This is a genomic window from Roseisolibacter agri (genome assembly GCF_030159095.1).
GTDB lineage: Bacteria > Gemmatimonadota > Gemmatimonadetes > Gemmatimonadales > Gemmatimonadaceae > Roseisolibacter > Roseisolibacter agri.
In genome coordinates, this window is the sequence record NZ_BRXS01000010.1 from 45,212 (window position 1) to 63,588 (window position 18,377).

Genomic DNA, 18,377 nt, shown 5'->3' on the forward strand with positions numbered 1-18,377 from the left:
TCGAGTAGCTCATGCTGTCATTCATCCTCCGCCGCCTCCTGCTGGCCATCCCCACCCTGCTCGGCGTCCTCGTCGTGACGTTCCTGCTGCTCTTCGTCGCGCCCGGCGACCCGGTGGCCGAGATCGTCGGCGAGCGCGCGGACCCGGCCACCGTCGCGCGGCTGCGCGCGGAGCTGCGGCTCGACGATCCGCTCCCGCAGCAGTTCGCGCACTACGCCGGCGGCGTGCTGCGCGGCGACCTCGGTCGCTCGTTCATCACCAACCGCGAGATCTCCAGCGACATCGCGGAGCGCTTCCCCAAGACGCTGCTGCTCGCGGGCACCGCGATGCTGTTCGCGTCCGTGCTCGGCATCCTGCTGGGCGTCGTCAGCGCGCGGCGCCCCGGCGGCTGGGTGGACCGCACCGCGCTCGGCGGCGCGTACCTGGGGATCTCGTTCCCGGTGTACTGGGTCGGGCTGCTCTTCATCCTGCTGTTCGCGGTGCAGCTGCGCTGGCTGCCCGCCTCGGGCTACGGCGGGTTGAAGTACCTCGTGCTGCCCGCGCTCGCGCTGGGCATGCGCTCCATCGCGTTCCTCGCGCGCGTCACGCGCTCGGCGATGCTGGAGGTGCTCAACAGCGACTTCGTGCGCACCGCGCGCGCGAAGGGGCTGGGCGAGCGCACGGTCACGCTGCGCCACGGGCTGCGCAACGCGCTCATCCCGGTGGTGACGGTGCTGGGCCTCGACTTCGGCTACTACCTCACGGGCAGCATCCTCACCGAGACGATCTTCAGCTGGCCGGGCCTCGGCCGCTACGTCGTCAACGCCATCGGGCGGCGCGACCTGCCCGCCATCCAGGGCGCGGTCCTCTTCCTGAGCGCCGTGTTCGTGATGGTCAACCTGCTGACCGACGTCGCGTACGCGAAGACGGATCCGCGCGTGCGCTATGACTGAGACCGCGGCGGGGCTCGCGGCGCTGCTGGAGACGCAGCGCGCGGCCTTCGCCCGCGGGGCGCCGGACCACGATCGCCGCATCGCCGCGCTCGACACGCTGCGCGACGCGCTGCGCGAGCACCAGGACGCGCTGGTCGACGCGGTGTCCGAGGACTTCGGCGGCCGGGCCGCGGAGGAGACGCTCCTGCTGGAGCTCTTCCCGCTGCTGGCGGAGATCGCGCACGCGCGTCGCCACCTGAAGCGCTGGATGCGTCCGCGCACGGTGCGCCCCGCCTGGTACCTGCTGCCGGGCCGCGCCCGCGTCGTCTGGCAGCCGCTGGGCGTGGTGGGCGTGATGAGCGCGTGGAACTACCAGCTGCTGCTCTCGCTCTCGCCGCTGGTGGGCGCGCTGGCCGCCGGCAACCACGTGATCGTGAAGCCGTCCGAGGTCACGCCGCGCACCGCCGACCTGATCGCGCGCATCGTCGCCGAGCGGTTCCCGCGCGAGTACGTCGCGGGCGTGACGGGCGACGCGGACGTCGCGGCGGCGTTCTCCGCGCTCCCGTTCGACCACCTGATCTTCACGGGCTCCACGCGCGTCGGGAAGCTGGTGATGCGCGCCGCGAGCGAGCACCTGGTGCCGGTGACGCTGGAGCTGGGCGGCAAGTCGCCGGTGATCCTCCACCGCGACGCGCCGCTGGCGCGCGCGGCGGACCGCATCGTCACGGGGAAGCTGTACAACGCCGGGCAGACATGCGTCGCGCCCGACTACGCGCTGGTGCCGCGCGACCGCGTCGACGCGTTCGTGCAGGAGGTGCGGCGCGCGAGCGCGGCGCGCTATCCGCGCCTCGTCGCGACGCGCGACTACACGCGCATCGTCACGCGCCGCCACTGGGAGCGGCTGCAGGCGCTGGTGGACGACGCCCGCGCGCGCGGCGCGCGCGTCCAGACGGTGGACCCGGCGAGCGAGGCGTTCACGCCCGAGAACCGCGTCTTCCCGCCGACGCTCGTCCTCGACGCGAGCGACGCGATGTCGGTGATGCAGGAGGAGATCTTCGGGCCGGTGCTGCCCGTCGTCCCGTACGACACGCTCGACGACGCGATCGCCTACGTCAACGCGCGCCCGCGCCCGCTCGCGCTGTACTACTTCGACGACGACCGGCGGCGCATCGACGACGTGCTGGCACGCACGACCTCCGGCACCGTGGCGGTCAACGACGTCGTCGTGCAGCTCGGGGTGAACGACCTGCCGTTCGGCGGGGTGGGTCCGAGCGGCATGGGACAGTACCACGGCTTCGACGGCTTCCAGACCTTCTCCAAGAAGAAGGGCGTCTTCCTGCAGAGCCGCTTCGGCGGCGCCGGGCTGCTGGCGCCGCCGTACACGGGCCGCACGCGGGCGCTCATCCGGCGGCTGCTCCGAATGACCTGAGCGGCGCCACCGGCGCCCGTGCGCCGGCCCTTCCGCGCCGCGCGCCCGGCTGTATCGTAGCGCGCCATGGCCGCCCTCTTCTCGACGCACGCGCCGTCCGTCCTGATCGTCGGCGCCGGCGTGATCGGCGCCAGCGTCGCCTGGCACCTGGTCGCGCGCGGCGCGCGCGACGTCGTGCTGCTGGACGCGGGCGACGCGCCCGGCGCGGGCAGCACGGCGCGCGCGACCGGCGGCTTCCGCGTGCAGTTCGCGACCGCGCCCAACGTCATGCTGTCGCTGCTGGCGCGCGAGAAGCTGCGCCGCTTCGCCGACGACACGGGCGGCGACGCGGGCTATCGACCGGTGGGGTACCTCTTCCTGGCGCACGACGCGGCCGCGCTGGCGGCGTTCCGCGACGCGCGCGCGGTGCAGCACGCGTGCGGCGCGCCGGAAACCATCGAGCTGACGCCCGCGCAGGCGGCCGCGATCAATCCGCACGTGGAGCTCGACGGCGCGGTGGGCGCGGCGTGGGGCCCGGCCGACGGCACCATCCGCCCGATGGGGATCCTGCGCGGCTACCTGGACGACGCGCAGCGGCGCGGCGCGCGCGTGCGCTGGGGCGCGCGCGTCGCGCACGTCGATCGCGCGGCCGACGGACGCATCGCCGCGGTGCACGCGGACGGCGAGCGGTGGACGCCCGACGTCGTCGTCAACGCGGCGGGCGCGTGGGCCGGCGCGCTGGCGCAGCGCTGCGGCGTGTCGCTGCCGGTGCGGCCCGTACGGCGGCAGATCGCGGTCTCACGGCCCGTGCCCGCGCCGCTCGACGACGGCTTCCCGATGACGATCTGGACGCGCGACGCCTTCCACCTGCGCGTGCGCGACGGCCGCGCGCTGCTCAACTGGCCGGTGGACACGCCCGGCGCGAACGGCGACGCGTGGGACCTGTCGCTGCACCGGCCGTGGCTCGACGCGGTGCGCGCCTTCACCGACGCGCGCGTGCCCGCGCTCCGCGGCGTGCCGCTGGACGACGCGGCGCACTGGGTCGGCCTCTACGAGATGTCGCCCGACAAGACGCTCATCCTCGGCGTCGACGACGCATGTCCGAACCTCGTGCTCGCGAACGGCAGCTCGGGGCACGGCGTGATGCACGCGCCCGCGATCGGGCAGCTGGTGGCGGAGCTGATCCTGGACGGCCGAACGGGCGCGCTCGACGCGCGCCCGTTCCGTCCGTCGCGGTTCGCCGAGGGCGACGCACTGCCCGTCAGCGACCTGCTGTAGGCGCGTTCAGCGCGGCAGGTCGCGGTTGTACCACCAGAGCGCACGGTTGAGGGCGCGGTCGGCGATCTGTGCGCGCCAGCCGCCCACGAGCGACATCCCGGCGCCGGCCACGAGCATGGTCGCGCGCGTGTTCGACAGCTCGACGCCATCGCGCGAGGCGTCGATCAGCGCCACCGCCCCCAGCACCGAGCCTGCGAGGAGCAGCACACCGGCCACGCCGGCCTCGCGGCGGTGGATGCGCGCCTCGGCCATCGCGCGCGGAGAGGTCGCGAGCGCGGAGTCGAGGCGGAAGCCCGCGAAGCCCTGGCGCGCCACCACCCGCCCATCGACGCCGGCGAGGATGCGCTGCGAGAAGAACACGCCCTCGCGGCGCAGCGCGCACGCGTCGTAGGTGCAGCCGCCGCCCGGCGCCTGCGCTCCGAGCGACGTCGAGGCGCCCGCGAGCGCGAGGGCGATGCCGAGGAGGCGCCGGCGGTCCATCGTCAGTCGTCCTTCTGCCCGAAGATCGCGAGGTTCGAGCTGTGGCCCGGCGTGACCTTCTTCTCGGGATAGATGTGGTGCACGGCCTGGTTGACGGCGATCGCGGCCTCCGAGAAGCCCGAGGCGATGAGCTTCAGCTTCCCGGGATAGGTCGTGATGTCGCCGGCGGCGTAGACGCCGTCGCGCCCCGTCTCCATCTGCGAGTTCACCACGATCTCGTCCTTCTCCAGGCGCAGCCCCCACTCGGTGAGCGTGCCGAGGTCGCTCACGAAGCCGAGCATCGGCAGCACGACGTCGACCTCCAGCGGGAGCGTCTCCTTCGTCTTCGTCTGCCGCAGCACGACGTGCGTGAAGCGGTCGTCGCGCCCGTCGTGGCACTGGATCTCGTGCAGCTCGTGGAAGGTGTGCAGCGAGGCGCGGCCCGCGGCGACGTGCGCCTCGAACTCCGACACCGTCGCGCCGTGCGCGCGGAAGCGGTCGGTGCGATGCGCGAGCGCCACGTGCGACGCCTTGCCGACGAGCTGCGTGGCCCAGTCGAAGGCGCTGTCGCCGCCGCCGATGATGAGGACGCGCTGGCCGGCGTACGCGTCCGGATCGGTGACCACGTCGAAGATCCCGCGGCCGTACCACGGCTCGGCGCACGCCTGCGGGAGGCGCCGCGGCGAGAACGCGCCGATGCCCGCGGCGACGACGATCGCGCGCGTCGGGAAGCGGTCGGTCTCGGTCACGAGCACGAGGTGCTTCCCGTCCGCGTCCTCGCCCTCCTCCAGCCCGACGACGCGCTGCCCGAGGTGCGCGGGGAAGTTCCAGCGCGCCTGCTGGTCGACGAGCTGCTTCACGAGGTCCTTGGCGAGGATCTGCGGGAAGCCGGCGACGTCGAAGATGTACTTCTCGGGATAGAGCGCGGTCAGCTGCCCGCCGAGCTGCGCGAGGGCGTCCACGACCTGCGCCGTGGCGCCGCGCATGCCGGCGTAGAAGGAGGCGAACAGGCCCGTGGGGCCGCCGCCGATGATCGTGATGTCGACGATGGGATGGGTTGCCATGGGACAAACCTAAAACGGCGGAGAACGGAAGGGCGGAGGACGGTGAAGCGGAAGACGGAAGGGCGTGAAACGAGAGGGCGGACCCTCCAAGCTCGAAGCGTCGAGCCGAGGGGTCCGCCTTCTGGTATCACGCCCCACCGTCCTCCGCCCTTCCGTTCTCCGCCGTATCGTCCTCCGCTACTTTGCGACCCTATGAAGATCTACACCCGGACCGGTGACACCGGTGGCACGGCGCTGTTCGGCGGCGGGCGCGTCTCCAAGGACCACCCGCGGGTCGAGGCCTACGGCGACGTGGACGAGCTCAATGCGGCGCTCGGGCTCGCGCGGGCGATCGAGCTGATGCCGCGCGTGGACGAGGTGCTGGTGCCGGTGCAGCGCGACCTGTTCGCGATCGGGGCGCTGCTGGCGACCCCCGACCACGCGAAGATGCGCGAGCAGCTGCAGAAGGCCCGCATCGACGACGAGCGGATCGCGGAGCTGGAGCGGGCGATCGACGACTGCGAGCAGGAGCTGGAGCCGCTGCGGAGCTTCATCCTCCCGGGGGGAACGCCCAAGTCGGGGGCGCTGCACGTGGCCCGCACGATCTGCCGCCGGGCGGAGCGGCGGGTGGTGACGCTGGCGCAGGAGGTCGAGCTGCCGGCGCTGGTCATCCAGTACCTGAACCGGCTCTCGGACCTGCTCTTCATGCTGGCGCGCGTGGCCAACCGGCGCGCCGGCGCGGGAGAGGTCACCTGGTGAGCGACGGCGGTCCGGGCGCCCCCGCGGCCCCCGGCCGGCACGTCCCGCCCCGAGCCGGCCTCTCCGACGCCGCGGAGGGGCGCCTCCCCTACCCGGTCTGGATCGGCGAGGGGGCCCTGGATGGCCTGGGCGCCATCGTCGCGGCGCACGCGCCGGCCCACCGGCTGGTCCTGATCACCGACACGACGGTCGCGGGGCTGCACGCCGACCGGGTCCGGGCCACGCTGGCGCCGATCGGCGAGCCGCTCGTGCTGCAGGTGCCGCCCGGCGAGTCCGAGAAGACGCGCGGGCGGTGGGCGGAGCTGACTGACGCGATGCTGGCCGCCGGCTGTGCACGGGACACGACAGTGATCGCCCTCGGGGGCGGCGTCGTGGGCGACCTGGCCGGCTTCGTGGCCGCGACCTTCATGCGGGGCGTGCCGGTCGTCCAGGTGCCGACCACCCTGCTGGCGATGGTGGACGCGTCCGTCGGCGGGAAGACGGCCGTGGACACGCCGGCCGGGAAGAACCTCGTCGGGGCCTTCCATCCCCCGGCGGCCGTCGTCATCGACTCGGCCGTGCTCGTCACCCTCCCGGGCGCCGACCTGCTGGCCGGAGCGGCCGAGTCCGTCAAGCATGGTGTGATCGCGGACACGGCGTACTTTCACGCCGTCGCCGAGCTTCTGCCGAGCCTGTCACGCTGGCGGCCGGCGTCCACTGATGGACGTGACCGACCGGCGTGGCTGGCGTCCCTCACTGGGGTGGTCGCGCGCAGCGTGGCCATCAAGGCGTCCGTGGTCGCGCACGACGAGCGGGAGGGCGGCATGCGCAAGATCCTGAACTTCGGGCACACCCTCGGGCACGCGCTCGAGTCCGAGAGCGGCTTCGCCCTGCGGCACGGTGAGGCGGTCGCGGCCGGCATGGCGCTCGAGGCGCGACTCGCCGAACGGCTGGGGCTGGCCGAGCCGGGCACCGCGACCACGGTGGCGGCGGCGCTCGACCGGGTGGGGCTCCCCAGCGGACGCCCGACCGCCCTCGACCCGGAGGCCGTGCTGGCGGCGACCCGCGGCGACAAGAAGTCGCGCGCCGGCGTCGTCGAGTACGCGCTGCCCAGGCGCATCGGGGCGATGGAGCCCGCGGGCGGCCGGTGGGCGGTGCCCGTGCCGGACGCGCTCGTGCGCGAGGTGCTGGCGCCGGCGTGGCACGCGGAGCGTCGCGCGTGAGTCGTCCGGCCGCCGCGCCGGTCCCCGACCGCCGCCGGGCGCGCGCCGGACGTCGCCGGCCGACGCTGGCCGGAGCGCTGGCGTGGATCGCCGTCGCCGGGCTGGCCGCGCTGGCGCAGCTGGGCGAGGGGCTGCGCGGGTCGGACGAGGAGGCGGAGACGCTGGCCACCGGGCTCGCGGTGGACTCCGCGGCGACCGACTCGACCGAGAGCGACACCGAGCGGCACGCGCCGGTGCTGGTCGTCGGCGACTGGCTGCACCACCCCGTGCACGTGAAGGCCGTCGCGCCCCCGGTGGTCGCCGTGAGGAAGGCCGCCGCCAGGCCCGGTGCCCGCGAGCTGCCCAAGCCGTTCGCCGCGCTCAAGCTGGCGTCGTCGGGGCTGATCATGCCGCGCCTGGCGCTGCCGCGGGTGCTCAGCCCGCGCCTCCCCGCGCTCCGGTCGCTGCTGACCCGGGCGCGGCCGGGCGAGGCGGTGCACGTGCGCCTGTCCGCCTACTGCCTGCGCGGCCGCACCCGGCGTGGGACGGTCGTCCGTCCCGGGATCATCGCCGCCGATCCGCGCGTCTTCCCGCTCGCCCGGCACGTCGAGCTGTACGCGGCGGGGCGCTACCTGGGCCGGTTCAAGGTCGAGGACACCGGGTCGGCCATCAAGGGCACGCGGATCGACATCTGGACGCCCGACTGCGGGGACGCGGTGCGGTTCGGGATGCGGGACGGGATCGCGCAGCTGGTGGGCGCGGGGGACTGAGACCGGCTGCGTGTGACGTACGGCGTGCTCCGTGGCGTGCACCGTCGCGCCGGCCCCGAACGGCATGCAAGGAGAAGTTCTGAAGAAGGTCTGATAACGACGGATCGCTCCGTGTGGCGGCGAGGAATGTCGCACTCCACCGGAGCCATCCGTCGTTATCCGATCTTCTCAGACTTTCATCCTTGCTGATGCAGTTCGCCGTTCAGGTCCAGCGCACCAACGTGTCCCGAGCGGCCGGTCACGCGGGACGCAGCGTTCTCGTCCGGCTGGCCCCGCACTTGCCCCTCGGGTACGCGTCCGGCCGCAGGGCCGCCTTCGCCCCCCGACCCGAGAGGATTCCCGGCATGTCGTCCTTCGGCACCTACCTGACCGGCTTCCTGCTGGTGATCGTCGGCCTCGCGGTCGGCGCCTACCTGCTGAACGTGCCGCCGACCTGGATCGGCGTCGGCGTCATCGTGATGATCGGCATCGGCGTCCTGACCGCGACGACCCGCACGCGCCCCAAGGACCCGGTCTGACCCCTGGCGAGGACGCCCCGGCGGGCGCCTCGCGACCGCGCCCCGTCACGCCCGACCGCCCCGGCCTACCGCCGCGGCGGCGCGTGACATTTTTGTTGACGGGCTGCGTACCCAGCATTACCGTGGCGCCCTGCCACCCGCGAGGCCAGCGCGCGCGGGTCCATTCCGCGCGCTTTTCCTTCCCGCGACACGGTACGGGGCGTCTATGCAGCGAGCGACAGAGGGTCGGTCCACCAAGCAGTTCTTCCGTGCCTCCCCCTCCAGCGCCTTCGACCAGTACCTCCACGACATCCAGCGCCTCCCCCTCATCGAGGACCCGGAAGAGGAGCGCCGCCTCGCCCGCCTGGCCCAGAAGGGCGACCAGGTGGCGGCCGAGCGGCTGGTGACGGCCAACCTGCGGTTCGTCATCTCGTACGTGAAGAAGTACCAGGGCCACGGGCTCGAGCTGAGCGAGCTGGTGGCGATCGGGAACGAGGGGCTGCTCAAGGCGGTCCGGAAGTTCGATCCCGACCAGGGGGTGAAGTTCATCTCCTACGCGGTGTGGTGGGTCCGCCAGGCGGTCCTCAAGGCGCTGGCCGAGCAGACGCGCTCCGTGCGCATCCCGCTCAACCAGAACTCCGCGCTCATCCGCATGAGCCGCGCGGAGACGATCCTTGCCCAGGTCCTCCGGCGCGACCCGACCGACGAGGAGCTGGCGAAGCTGATCGAGGAGGAGCCGGAGGTCGTCCGCAGCGCGCGCCAGCTGAGCACGATCGAGGTCTCCCTCGACGCGCCCGTCGACCGCAGCGACCGCGACGCGAGCACCCTGGGCGAGCGCTTCGCGGACGAGGCCAGCGAGGACATCGAGGACGCGACGCACCAGAAGCTGATGCGCGAGTCGCTGCACAGCGCCCTCGCCCAGCACCTGACGCCGCGGGAGCGGAAGATCCTCGCGCTCTACTACGGCCTCGAGGAGGGGGCCGAGGAGATGACGCTGGAGCGCATCGGCGCGCTGATGGGCGTGACCCGCGAGCGCATCCGCCAGATCCGCGAGCGCGCCTTCGCGAAGCTGCGCGAGAGCGCGGACGGGACCGCCCTCGCCGGGTTCTGGCACGCGGCCTGACCGCCGCGCGCACCGCGAGGACGTCACGAAGGGGAGCCCCGACACGGGGCTCCCCTTCGTCGTTCCGGCGCAGCCGCGGGCGCACGCACGAGGCCGCCTGCACGGGGCGATTCGTGACGTGGGACGCCGCTTGGCCTCATGAACGCTCCGGATATCTTCCGAAGCCGGCCCGCCGCGATCCACGCGACGCCGGCGCTTCCCGCGTCCCATCCCGGTCGTATGCACGATCCGTCCGAACCCCGCCCCACGGCGCCCGCCGCGACTCCGAGCGACGCCGCGCGCCCCCGCGCGCTGCTGGTGGACGACGAGCCGGTGATCCGCCAGGCGCTGCGCCGCTTCTTCGTGCGCATGGGGTGGGACGTCGACGAGGCCGAGGACGGGACCGAGGCGCTGCGCCACCTGCTGGGCGACGACGACGGGGCGCCGACGCGCGAGTACGCGGTGATCATCTCGGACCTGCGCATGCCCGGCATCTCCGGCATCGAGCTGCACGCGCGGCTCGCGGCCGCGCGGCCCGAGCTGCTCGACCGGCTGATCCTCTCGACGGGCGACTCGGTGTCGTCGGAGGCCGCGGACTTCCTGCGCCACTCGAGCTGCCCGGTGCTGAACAAGCCGTTCGAGCTGGCCGAGCTGCGCGCGATGCTCGCGCGCGTGCACGCACCGGGCTGAGCGCGCACCGGCACCGGCGCGCCCGAGCGCGCGCGAGGCGCGCAGCGCTCCCCCTCACGAACCGGCGCAGGTAGCTTGCCCGGGTGACGTCGTCTGCCCGCCTGCCGCTCTTCCCGCTGCCGCTCGTGCTGTTCCCCGGTGCGACGCTGCCGTTGCACGTCTTCGAGCCGCGCTACCGCGCGCTGCTCGCGGACTGCGAGCGTGGGGACGGGCGCTTCGGCATCGTGTTGAGCGCGGGGAGCGAGCCGCCGCGCGCCGGGGCCGTGGGCTGCGTGGCCGAGCTGCGCGACGTCGTGACGCTGCCCGACGGACGCTCCAACATCCTCGTCGAGGGCGCCGAGCGCTTCGCCGTCGCGCGACTGGTGGAGTCGGAGACCGCGTACCTGGTGGCCGAGGTGCGTCCGTGGACCGACGAGCCGGAGCCCGACGCGCACGACACGCTGCGCACGTTGGACGCGGGGACGCGCGAGGCGTTCCAGCGCGTGGCGCGCGCCGCGCGCGCGATCGCCGACGACGGCGACCCGATCCCCGACCTGCCGTCCGATCCGGCCGCGCTGTCGTTCGCGATCGCGGCGGCCGTGGAGCTGGAGCTGGGCACGCGCCAGCGGCTGCTGTCGTCGCGGTCCGCGGTGGCGCGGCTGCGCGAGGTGCACGAGATGCTGACGCGCGCGCTGCCGGGCGTGGAGATGCGCGCGCAGGTGCACGTGGGCGCTCGGCGCAACGGGCACGGGCCGTACGCGCCGCCCGACGCTCCGCCGTCGGCCTGAATGGCGGCGCACACTGCGGAGATCGGAGGGCACGCGCTGGACGCCGACGCGCTCGCGCGCGTGGCCGCGGCGCTGACCGCGATCGTCGGCGAGCGGCACGTGCTGCGGCGTCCCAGCGCGCTGCGCGTCTACGACTCCGACGGCCTGCCGGGCTACCACCGGCAGCCGGCGCTGGCGGTGCTGCCCGGCACGCGCGACGAGCTGGTGGCGGTGGTGCGCGCGCTGGCGGCGGAGGGCGCGCCGTTCGTCGCGCGTGGCGCGGGCACCGGGCTCTCGGGCGGCTCGCTCGCCGACGGCATCGTCGTCGTGGGGCTGAACCGGCTGAATCGCATCGTGTCGATCGACGCCGAGAACGCGCTCGCGGTGGTGGAGCCGGGCGTGGTGAACGTGACGCTGACGCGCGCGGTGGCGCCGTACGGGCTGCACTACGCGCCCGATCCGTCCAGCCAGAGCGCGTGCACCATCGGCGGCAACGTGGCGGAGAACGCGGGCGGGCCGCACTGCCTGAAGTACGGCGTGACGCTCAACCACGTCGCCGCCGTGACGGTGCTGCTGCCCAGCGGCGAGATCGTCACCCTCGGCGACGCGGACGGCGAGGACGACGGCTACGACCTGCTGGGCGCGTTCGTCGGCAGCGAGGGGTGCTTCGGCATCGCGCTCGACGTGACGGTGCGGCTGGCGCGCGATCCGCAGGCGGTGCGCACGCTGCTGGCCGACTTCGCCGACATGGACGACGCGGCGCGCGCGGTATCGCGCATCATCGCGGCCGGCATCGTCCCCGCCGCGCTGGAGATGATGGACGGCGCGGCGATCCGCGCGGTGGAGGCGTCGATCTACGCGGCCGGCTATCCGACGGACGCGGCGGCGATCCTGCTGTGCGAGCTCGATGGGCTGGCGGCGGGGCTGGACGAGGACGCGGCGCGCGTCGCGGCGCTCTGCCGGGCCGAGGGCGCGCGCGACGTGGCGGTGGCCAGCGACGCGGCGCAGCGCGCGCGCCTCTGGCAGGGGCGCAAGAAGGCGTTCGGCGCGATGGGCCGCATCGCCCCGCACCTCGTGCTCCAGGACGCGGTGGTGCCGCGCACGCGGCTGCCCGCGGTGCTCGCGCGCATCGCCGAGATCGGCGCGTCGCACGGCGTGCGCATCGGCAACGTCTTCCACGCGGGCGACGGCAACCTGCACCCGAACATCAGCTACGACGCGCACGACGCCGACGAGAGCGCGCGCGTGCACGCCGCGATGTCGGAGGTGATGCAGGCGTGCATCGACGCCGGCGGCACCATCACCGGCGAGCACGGCGTGGGGCTGGACAAGCGCGACTACATGGACGCGCTGTTCGACGCGCCGTCGCTGGCCGCGATGTGCCGGCTGCGCGACGTGTTCGATCCGGAGCGCCGCGCGAACCCGGGCAAGGTCGTGCCGGTGCACGCGTGCCGCGAGTGGCACGCGACGCCCGCCGTGCGCCGGCACGCGGGAGCCGCGTCGTGACGACCGCCGCGACGGCGCCGGAGACGCTGCCCCTCTTCGGCGCGCCGCGCGACGAGCCCGAGACGGCGGCGCTGGTGCGCGAGGCGGCGTCGCGCGGCACGCGCCTGCGACTCGTGGGCGGCGGCACGTGGGCGGGCGGCGGTCGGCCGGTGCGCGCGGACGCGACGCTGCGGCTGTCGGCGCTGCACGGCATCGTCGATTACGTGCCGGGCGACCTCACGCTCACCGCGCGCGCGGGCACGCCGCTGTCCGAGATCGCGCGCGTGACGGCGGCGGAGCGCCAGCTCCTCGCGCTCGATCCGTTCGGCGACGCGGCGGGCACCATCGGCGCGACGGTCGCCACGGCATCGGTCGGGCCGCTCGCGCACGCGTTCGGCGGGCCGCGCGACAACGTGCTGGGGCTCGCGTTCGTCACCGGCACGGGCGACGTCGTGCGCGCGGGCGGTCGCGTGGTGAAGAACGTCGCCGGCTTCGACCTCGTGCGGCTGCTCACGGGCGCGTGGGGCACGCTCGGCGCGCTCACGGAGGTCAGCGTGCGGCTGCGCGCGCTCCCCGAGGTGGACGCGACGGTCGCCGTCGCGCTGCCGTCCGTGCGCGAGCTGGATGCGTGGCTGGCGCGCCTGCGCGCCGCGTCGCTCGCCGCGTGGGCGCTGGAGCTGGTGAACGCGCCGCTGGCCACGCAGCTGGACGCGGGCGACCGCGCGCTGCTGCTGGCACGGCTGGCCGGCAACGCCTCCGCCGTCGACGCGCAGCGCGCGACGCTCGCCACGCTCGGCGATCTCCGCGAGCTGCCGCCCGACGTGTGGGCACGGCTGCGCGGCTGCGAGCCCGCGGATGCGATCGTCGCGCGGATCTCCGCGCGGCCGTCGCGCCTCGCCGCGCTGTGCGCGGAGCTGTTCGCGCCCGCCGCGCGCGCGTTCGGGCTGATGGCGCATGCCAGCGTCACGCGCGGCGTCGTGCGCTTCGTGCTGCCGGGCGCGGACGGCTTCGGCATGCCGCGCGCGTCGGCACCCGCCACGGATGCGCCGCCCGTGCGCCGCGTGCTGGAGCGCGCCCCCGCCGCGCTCTGGCCCATGCTCGCGGCCGACTGGAGCGCGCCACGCGCCACCGACGCGCTGTCACGCCGCGTACGCGCCGCGTTCGACCCGCACGGCCTTCTCAACCCCGGCGCGATGGACGCGCCGGACGCCGGTCCCGCCGCATCATCATGAGCTCCACCGCCCTTCCCGTCGCCGCGCCGTGCGCGCTCCCCGGCACGCCGCTCGCCGACGTCCGATCGGGGATCGACGCGTGCGTGCACTGCGGCTTCTGCCTGCAGGCGTGCCCCACGTACGTGAACCTGCAGGACGAGAACGACTCGCCGCGCGGCCGCATCCTGCTGATGCGCGAGGTGCTCGAGGGGACGCTGCCCGTCGACGACCCCGACGTGCAGACGCACATCGACCGCTGCCTGGGCTGCCGCGCGTGCGAGACCGCATGTCCGTCGGGCGTGCCGTACGGCCAGATGCTGGAGGCGATGCGCGCGACGCTGGCCGAGGGGCGCCCGCGCCCGCTCGTGGCGCGCGTGATCCTCGGCACCTTCGCGCGCCGGTGGCTGCTGGCGCTCGTGCTCTTCGGCGCGCGCGTGCTGCGCGCGACCCGCATCCCGGGCCTGCTCGCGCGCGTGGTGCGCGGGCGCCTGGGCTTCGCGATGGCGATGCTCGCCTCGACGCGCCGCGCTGTGCCGACGCGCGGCTGGCGCGCCGCGGGCGACGGCGCGCGCGGGCCGGCCGTGCTGCTGGAGGGCTGCGTGATGCGCGGCCTCTACGCGCACACGCACGCCGCCACGCGCCGCACGCTCGCGCACAACGGCTACCGCATGACGGCGGCGCGCAGGCAGGGGTGCTGCGGCGCGCTGCACGCGCACGCGGGCGACCTCGAAGGCGCGCGGGCGCTCGCGCGCACCAACATCGCCGCGTTCGAGCGCGCGCCGGACGCCACGATCGTCACCAACTCCGCGGGCTGCGGCGCGATGCTCAAGGAGTACGGGCACCTGCTGGCCGACGATCCCGCGTGGGCCGAGCGTGCGCACGCCGTCGCGCAGCGGGCGCGTGACGTGAGCGAGCTGCTGGCGGCGGCCGGCCCGCGCCCCGCACGGGGCCGCGTGCGTGACGGCGCCGCGCCGGTGCGCGTGACCTACGACGCCCCCTGCCATCTGCTGCACGCGCAGCGCCTCGCGGACCCGCCGCTGGCGGTGCTGCGCGCGGTGGGCGGCGTGGAGCTAGTGCCGCTGGCCGAGGCGGACCAGTGCTGCGGCAGCGCGGGGATCTACAACCTGATCGAGCCCGAGACGTCGGACGCGGTGCTCGCGCCCAAGCTGCAGCACGTCGCGGAGACGGGCGCCGCGCTGGTGGCGAGCGGCAATCCGGGGTGCCTGATGCAGCTGGGCGCGGGGCTCGCGCGCAGCGGGTTGGCCGCGCGCGTGGTCCATCCGGTGGAGCTGCTGGACGCCGCGTACGCGTCGGCGCCGCGCTAGAGCGCACCCGCAGTCGCCGCGCGACGTCTGTTTATCGCGCGACTGTGGCGCGCGCGCCGCACCGGGCGTCGCCGTGTGCTCGCTACATGCGTTTGTACGGCACAGTGCGTCGCGCGCGCATGGAACGTGCGAAGGCGACCCCGACACTGACACGGGCCTCGCCCAACGCATCGCGTGACGCGCCGTCGATCGTGCCATGGACCGGGCCGCTGTATATTGGCCGCGGTTCGGCGACGGAGTGCGCACGGACGTCGGACCGGAGGCCTCGCCCACGTTCGTTCGATCGTTCGCTGTCGCGCCGCGCCCGGCTTACCCTCACGACCTCCCACATGAAGACACGTCTGGTTGTCACTGCCGGCATGCTCGCCGCCCTGGCGCTGCCGTCGCTCGCGTCGGCCCAGCTGCCCACGGGCATCCGGCAGCGCGCCATCGAGATCGGCGCCATCGGCCGTTACACGATCTTCCCCGACGAGACGCAGACGGACAACGTGATCGCCGGCGGCGGCCGCCTCGGCTACTACATCTGGAACAACCTGGCCGTCGAGGGCGAGGTGTCGTTCGGCGTCACCAAGCCGACGATCAACCCGTTCCCGAACCGCACGGACCTCGACGACGTCTCGCACACGCTGTGGGACGTGCGCCTGCTCTACAACACGCCGCAGCGCGGCCGCACGAGCTTCCACATCGGCGCCGGCTACGGCTACGACGGCTTCGCGCGCGAGCGCGTGAACGGCGTCGGCCCGCGCGGCCACGGCCCGACCGGCCTGCTCGGCCTGCGCCTCTTCGTCACGCCGCGCGTCACGATCCGCGGCGACGTCGGCGGCCTGTACGTGATCGACGACAAGGAGCCGCGCGACGAGGCGAACGAGATCGACAACGAGGAGCGCACGCCGCGCTTCGAGCCGAGCATCCGCCTCGGCCTCGGCATCCTGTTCCGCAACCAGCCGACGACGTCGGTCGTGACGCAGACGATCGCGCGCGTCGACACGGTCCGCGTCGTCACGCCGCCCGACACGATCTACCGCGACCGCATCGCCGCGGCGACGCAGCCGGGCGCCAACGCGGCGACCAGCACGTCGACGGCGAGCAGCGCGACGGTCGTCATCGGCGTCGTGAACTTCGACTTCGACCGCGCCGAGATCTCGAGCGACGCGCGCCGCATCCTGGACGACATCGCGGCGTCGATGTCGCGCCCCGAGGCGACGCAGCTGAAGCTGATCCTGACGGGCAACACGGACGCGATCGGCGGCGAGAGCTACAACAACCGCCTCTCCGAGCGCCGCGCCGAGGCCGTGCGCGCGTACCTGGTGAGCAAGGGGATCTCCGAGAGCCGCATGACGCCGCGCGCCGCGGGCGAGGGCAACCCGGTGGCCTCGAACAGCAACCCCGAGGGCCGCGCGACGAACCGTCGCACGCTCATCGAGCTGGACAACAGCGGCCGCTGATGCGCGTCTGACGCGCGCCGCCTGACGGAACGCGACGGGCCGGCTCCTCACGGAGTCGGCCCGTCGTGCATCGTGGGGTGACGCGCGCCGCTCTCGCGCCTCCGGATGCCGCGATACATTTGGCCGCATGCTGCAGGCGGCGCTGTTCGAGCTCGAGGGCGTGCTGGTCGACACGCACGCCGCGCGGCGGGAGGCGCTGCGGCGCGCGCTCGCGGACGACGGCGTGACGCTCGCGCCGGCGCAGTACGACGCGTGGTGCGCGGGCCTCTCGCCCGACGCGGCGGCGGTGGTGGCCGCTGCGCGGCTGGCGCCGACGTCGGAGGCCGCGCGTGCGCTCGACGACACCGCGGTCGAGCTGGTCGCGCGGCGCGCGGAGCGGGCGTTCGCGGCGCAGCTGGCCGCGGGCGCGACGCTGGCGCCCGGTGCGCGCGAGGCGCTGGACGCGCTCGCCGGCGCGCTGCGCCTCGGTCTCGTCACGCGCGCGCGACGCCGCGAGGTGGACGGGGTGCTCGCCCTCGCCGGGCTCGAGGCGCACTTTGCGTGCGTCGTGACCGCGGACGACGTGCGGGCGCCGCGGCCGGCGGCGGACGGGCACCGACTGGCGCTGGCGCGGCTGGCCGCGCGCGGCGGCGCGGCGCCAGCCGCGACGGTCGCGTTCGAGGACGACGCGCTCGGCGTCGCGGCCGCACGCGCCGCCGGCCTGCGGACGGTCCGCGTGGCATCATCCGCGCACCGCGCGTCGGACGACGACGAGCGCGGCGCCTCGCCGGACGCCCGGCTCACGACGCTCGCCGGCCTCACCCCGGGCTCGCTCGCGGCCCTTCTCGATCTCGCTCCCGTTCCGACATGACCGCTCCCACGCCTCCGTCCGCGCGCGCCGTGGGCTCCGCGCCCTCCGCGCCGCCGACGCTGGTCCGCGACTACGGCGACCCGGCGACGGAGTACGCGGCGCTGCGCACCGGCGCGCTGCTCGTGGACCGCAGCCATCGCGACCGCTGGACGCTCCGCGGCGCCAAGGCGCGCGAGACGCTGACCGGGCTGGTCACCAACGACGTCGCGGCGCTCGCGGCGGGCCACGGCTGCTACGCCGCCGCGCTGACGCCCAAGGGGAAGATCATCGCCGACGTGCGCGTGTTCGCGATCGACGGCGGCACCGCCGTCCCGCCCAGCGTCGACGGCGTGCGGACGTGGCTGGACGACGTCGCGCTCGTGGTCGACGTCCCCGCGCGTGCGGCCGAGGGGTGGGGCGGGATGCTGAAGAAGTACGTGAACCCGCGCCTGGCGCCGTACGCGCGCATCACCGAGCAGGTGCGCGCCTTCGGGTTGTACGGCGTGCACGCGCGCGACGCGCTGGCGGCCGCGTTCGGGACGCCGCCGTCGGCGCTGTCGCAGCTGGCGCCGTACGGCCACGCGACGCTCACGTCGGGCGGCGAGGCGCTGCTGGTGGTGCGCGTTCCCGACCTGGGGCTCGACGGCTTCGAGGTGCTGGTGCCGGCGTCGGCGTTCGACGCGGCGTGGGCGCGCGTGGCGGGCGCGGCGCCGGGGATCGTCGCCGGCGGCGAGCTGGCGTACGCGATCGCGCGCGTGGAAGCGGGCTACCCCGAGTGGGGCCAGGACGTGGACGACGGCACGCTGCCGCAGGAGGCGAACCTCGACGAGCTGCGGGCGATCTCGTACACGAAGGGGTGCTACACCGGGCAGGAGGTCGTCGCGCGCATCCACTTCCGCGGGCACGTGAACCGGCACCTGCGCGGGCTGGCGTATCCGCCCGACGGGACGCCGGTGCCGCGCGGCGCGCAGCTGCTGGACGAGGAGGGGCGCGTCGTGGGCGACGTGCGCTCGAGCATGCTCTCGCCGCGCCTCGGCGGCGTCGCGCTGGGGATGGTGCGCCGCGAGGTGCCGCTCGGCGCGGTGCTGACCGCGCGGTGGAGCTCGACCCCGGAGGACGGGGCGGCGGGTGACGGAGCGGCGGCTGGCGCGACGGCGGACGATCCGCGCTTCCGCACCGAGCGGGGCGTGACGGTGGGGCCGCTTCCCTTCCCGCTCTAGGCGATCCGCCGACGCGGC

The 18,377-nt window shown here is 74.7% G+C and carries 18 protein-coding genes; 16 read left to right on the plus strand and 2 right to left on the minus strand.

Annotation, left to right across the window (positions count from 1 at the left end; all coding sequences use genetic code 11):
• The first annotated feature begins 11 nt into the window (after positions 1-11).
• The 3 genes from rosag_RS24575 (at position 12) to rosag_RS24585 (ending at position 3,597) form a co-directional block, all read left to right on the plus strand.
• Complete coding sequence (locus tag rosag_RS24575) at positions 12-932, plus strand: ABC transporter permease (RefSeq protein WP_284352840.1); 921 nt, start codon at positions 12-14, stop codon at positions 930-932.
• Entirely contained in the window at positions 925-2,340 is a 1,416-nt protein-coding gene (locus tag rosag_RS24580; protein ID WP_284352841.1) for a coniferyl aldehyde dehydrogenase, read from the plus strand. Before rosag_RS24575 ends, rosag_RS24580 begins: the two co-directional genes overlap by 8 nt.
• Positions 2,341-2,406: 66 nt before the next feature.
• On the plus strand, positions 2,407-3,597 hold the full coding sequence (locus rosag_RS24585; protein WP_284352842.1) for an NAD(P)/FAD-dependent oxidoreductase: 1,191 nt from the start codon (positions 2,407-2,409) through the stop codon (positions 3,595-3,597).
• 6 nt (positions 3,598-3,603) lie between these two features.
• On the opposite strand, the gene rosag_RS24590 is transcribed toward rosag_RS24585, so the two are convergent.
• Both rosag_RS24590 and rosag_RS24595 read right to left on the minus strand, forming a co-directional pair.
• Positions 3,604-4,077 (minus strand): hypothetical protein, encoded by a 474-nt coding sequence (locus rosag_RS24590; protein WP_284352843.1) that lies wholly within the window; start codon positions 4,075-4,077, stop codon positions 3,604-3,606.
• A 2-nt stretch (positions 4,078-4,079) separates the two neighbouring features.
• A complete protein-coding gene (locus tag rosag_RS24595; RefSeq protein ID WP_284352844.1) occupies positions 4,080-5,120 on the minus strand; it encodes an NAD(P)/FAD-dependent oxidoreductase in 1,041 nt (346 codons plus the stop codon).
• Between the two features lie 192 nt (positions 5,121-5,312).
• On the opposite strand from rosag_RS24595, the gene rosag_RS24600 reads away from it, so the two are divergent.
• The 13 genes from rosag_RS24600 (at position 5,313) to ygfZ (ending at position 18,359) form a co-directional block, all read left to right on the plus strand.
• Positions 5,313-5,858 carry a cob(I)yrinic acid a,c-diamide adenosyltransferase gene (locus tag rosag_RS24600; protein ID WP_284352845.1) on the plus strand — a complete coding sequence of 182 codons (546 nt, stop codon included), beginning with the start codon at positions 5,313-5,315 and terminating at the stop codon, positions 5,856-5,858.
• On the plus strand, positions 5,855-7,060 hold the full coding sequence (gene aroB, locus rosag_RS24605; protein WP_284352846.1) for a 3-dehydroquinate synthase: 1,206 nt from the start codon (positions 5,855-5,857) through the stop codon (positions 7,058-7,060). Before rosag_RS24600 ends, aroB begins: the two co-directional genes overlap by 4 nt.
• A complete protein-coding gene (locus rosag_RS24610; RefSeq protein ID WP_284352847.1) occupies positions 7,057-7,809 on the plus strand; it encodes a 3D domain-containing protein in 753 nt (250 codons plus the stop codon). The genes aroB and rosag_RS24610 overlap by 4 nt, the downstream gene beginning before the upstream one ends.
• Positions 7,810-8,153: 344 nt before the next feature.
• The gene (locus rosag_RS24615) at positions 8,154-8,327 is read left to right on the plus strand and encodes a hypothetical protein (RefSeq protein ID WP_284352848.1); all 174 of its coding nucleotides are present in this window, start codon (positions 8,154-8,156) and stop codon (positions 8,325-8,327) included.
• A gap of 205 nt (positions 8,328-8,532) precedes the next feature.
• Positions 8,533-9,429, plus strand: coding sequence for a sigma-70 family RNA polymerase sigma factor (locus rosag_RS24620; protein WP_284352849.1), 897 nt, complete (start codon positions 8,533-8,535; stop codon positions 9,427-9,429).
• A 219-nt stretch (positions 9,430-9,648) separates the two neighbouring features.
• A complete protein-coding gene (locus rosag_RS24625; RefSeq protein ID WP_284352850.1) occupies positions 9,649-10,098 on the plus strand; it encodes a response regulator in 450 nt (149 codons plus the stop codon).
• Positions 10,099-10,181: 83 nt separating this feature from the next.
• Positions 10,182-10,865: an LON peptidase substrate-binding domain-containing protein gene (locus rosag_RS24630; protein WP_284352851.1), complete on the plus strand. Its 684-nt coding sequence runs from the start codon at positions 10,182-10,184 to the stop codon at positions 10,863-10,865.
• Entirely contained in the window at positions 10,866-12,350 is a 1,485-nt protein-coding gene (locus tag rosag_RS24635) for an FAD-linked oxidase C-terminal domain-containing protein (protein WP_284352852.1), read from the plus strand.
• Entirely contained in the window at positions 12,347-13,561 is a 1,215-nt protein-coding gene (locus tag rosag_RS24640) for an FAD-binding oxidoreductase (protein ID WP_284352853.1), read from the plus strand. The genes rosag_RS24635 and rosag_RS24640 overlap by 4 nt, the downstream gene beginning before the upstream one ends.
• Positions 13,558-14,865, plus strand: a complete 1,308-nt coding sequence (locus tag rosag_RS24645; RefSeq protein ID WP_284352854.1) for a (Fe-S)-binding protein — start codon at positions 13,558-13,560, stop codon at positions 14,863-14,865. The genes rosag_RS24640 and rosag_RS24645 overlap by 4 nt, the downstream gene beginning before the upstream one ends.
• Before the next feature lie 329 nt (positions 14,866-15,194).
• Positions 15,195-16,310: an OmpA family protein gene (locus rosag_RS24650; RefSeq protein ID WP_284352855.1), complete on the plus strand. Its 1,116-nt coding sequence runs from the start codon at positions 15,195-15,197 to the stop codon at positions 16,308-16,310.
• 127 nt (positions 16,311-16,437) lie between these two features.
• The gene (locus rosag_RS24655; protein WP_284352856.1) at positions 16,438-17,160 is read left to right on the plus strand and encodes an HAD-IA family hydrolase; all 723 of its coding nucleotides are present in this window, start codon (positions 16,438-16,440) and stop codon (positions 17,158-17,160) included.
• Positions 17,157-18,359, plus strand: a complete 1,203-nt coding sequence (gene ygfZ / locus rosag_RS24660; protein WP_284352857.1) for a CAF17-like 4Fe-4S cluster assembly/insertion protein YgfZ — start codon at positions 17,157-17,159, stop codon at positions 18,357-18,359. Before rosag_RS24655 ends, ygfZ begins: the two co-directional genes overlap by 4 nt.
• Positions 18,360-18,377 lie beyond the last annotated feature (18 nt).

What these genes read in the sequence shown, in the direction of transcription:
- rosag_RS24580 (WP_284352841.1), top strand. Translation starts at nt 925, where the DNA reads ATGACTGAGACCGCGGCGGGGCTCGCGGCGCTGCTGGAGACGCAGCGC.
- ygfZ (WP_284352857.1), top strand. Translation starts at nt 17,157, where the DNA reads ATGACCGCTCCCACGCCTCCGTCCGCGCGCGCCGTGGGCTCCGCGCCC.
- rosag_RS24575 (WP_284352840.1), top strand. Translation starts at nt 12, where the DNA reads ATGCTGTCATTCATCCTCCGCCGCCTCCTGCTGGCCATCCCCACCCTG.
- rosag_RS24655 (WP_284352856.1), top strand. Translation starts at nt 16,438, where the DNA reads ATGCTGCAGGCGGCGCTGTTCGAGCTCGAGGGCGTGCTGGTCGACACG.
- rosag_RS24625 (WP_284352850.1), top strand. Translation starts at nt 9,649, where the DNA reads ATGCACGATCCGTCCGAACCCCGCCCCACGGCGCCCGCCGCGACTCCG.
- rosag_RS24600 (WP_284352845.1), top strand. Translation starts at nt 5,313, where the DNA reads ATGAAGATCTACACCCGGACCGGTGACACCGGTGGCACGGCGCTGTTC.
- rosag_RS24615 (WP_284352848.1), top strand. Translation starts at nt 8,154, where the DNA reads ATGTCGTCCTTCGGCACCTACCTGACCGGCTTCCTGCTGGTGATCGTC.
- rosag_RS24595 (WP_284352844.1), bottom strand. Translation starts at nt 5,120, where the DNA reads ATGGCAACCCATCCCATCGTCGACATCACGATCATCGGCGGCGGCCCC.
- rosag_RS24645 (WP_284352854.1), top strand. Translation starts at nt 13,558, where the DNA reads ATGAGCTCCACCGCCCTTCCCGTCGCCGCGCCGTGCGCGCTCCCCGGC.
- rosag_RS24585 (WP_284352842.1), top strand. Translation starts at nt 2,407, where the DNA reads ATGGCCGCCCTCTTCTCGACGCACGCGCCGTCCGTCCTGATCGTCGGC.
- rosag_RS24620 (WP_284352849.1), top strand. Translation starts at nt 8,533, where the DNA reads ATGCAGCGAGCGACAGAGGGTCGGTCCACCAAGCAGTTCTTCCGTGCC.
- rosag_RS24650 (WP_284352855.1), top strand. Translation starts at nt 15,195, where the DNA reads ATGAAGACACGTCTGGTTGTCACTGCCGGCATGCTCGCCGCCCTGGCG.
- rosag_RS24590 (WP_284352843.1), bottom strand. Translation starts at nt 4,077, where the DNA reads ATGGACCGCCGGCGCCTCCTCGGCATCGCCCTCGCGCTCGCGGGCGCC.
- rosag_RS24635 (WP_284352852.1), top strand. Translation starts at nt 10,866, where the DNA reads ATGGCGGCGCACACTGCGGAGATCGGAGGGCACGCGCTGGACGCCGAC.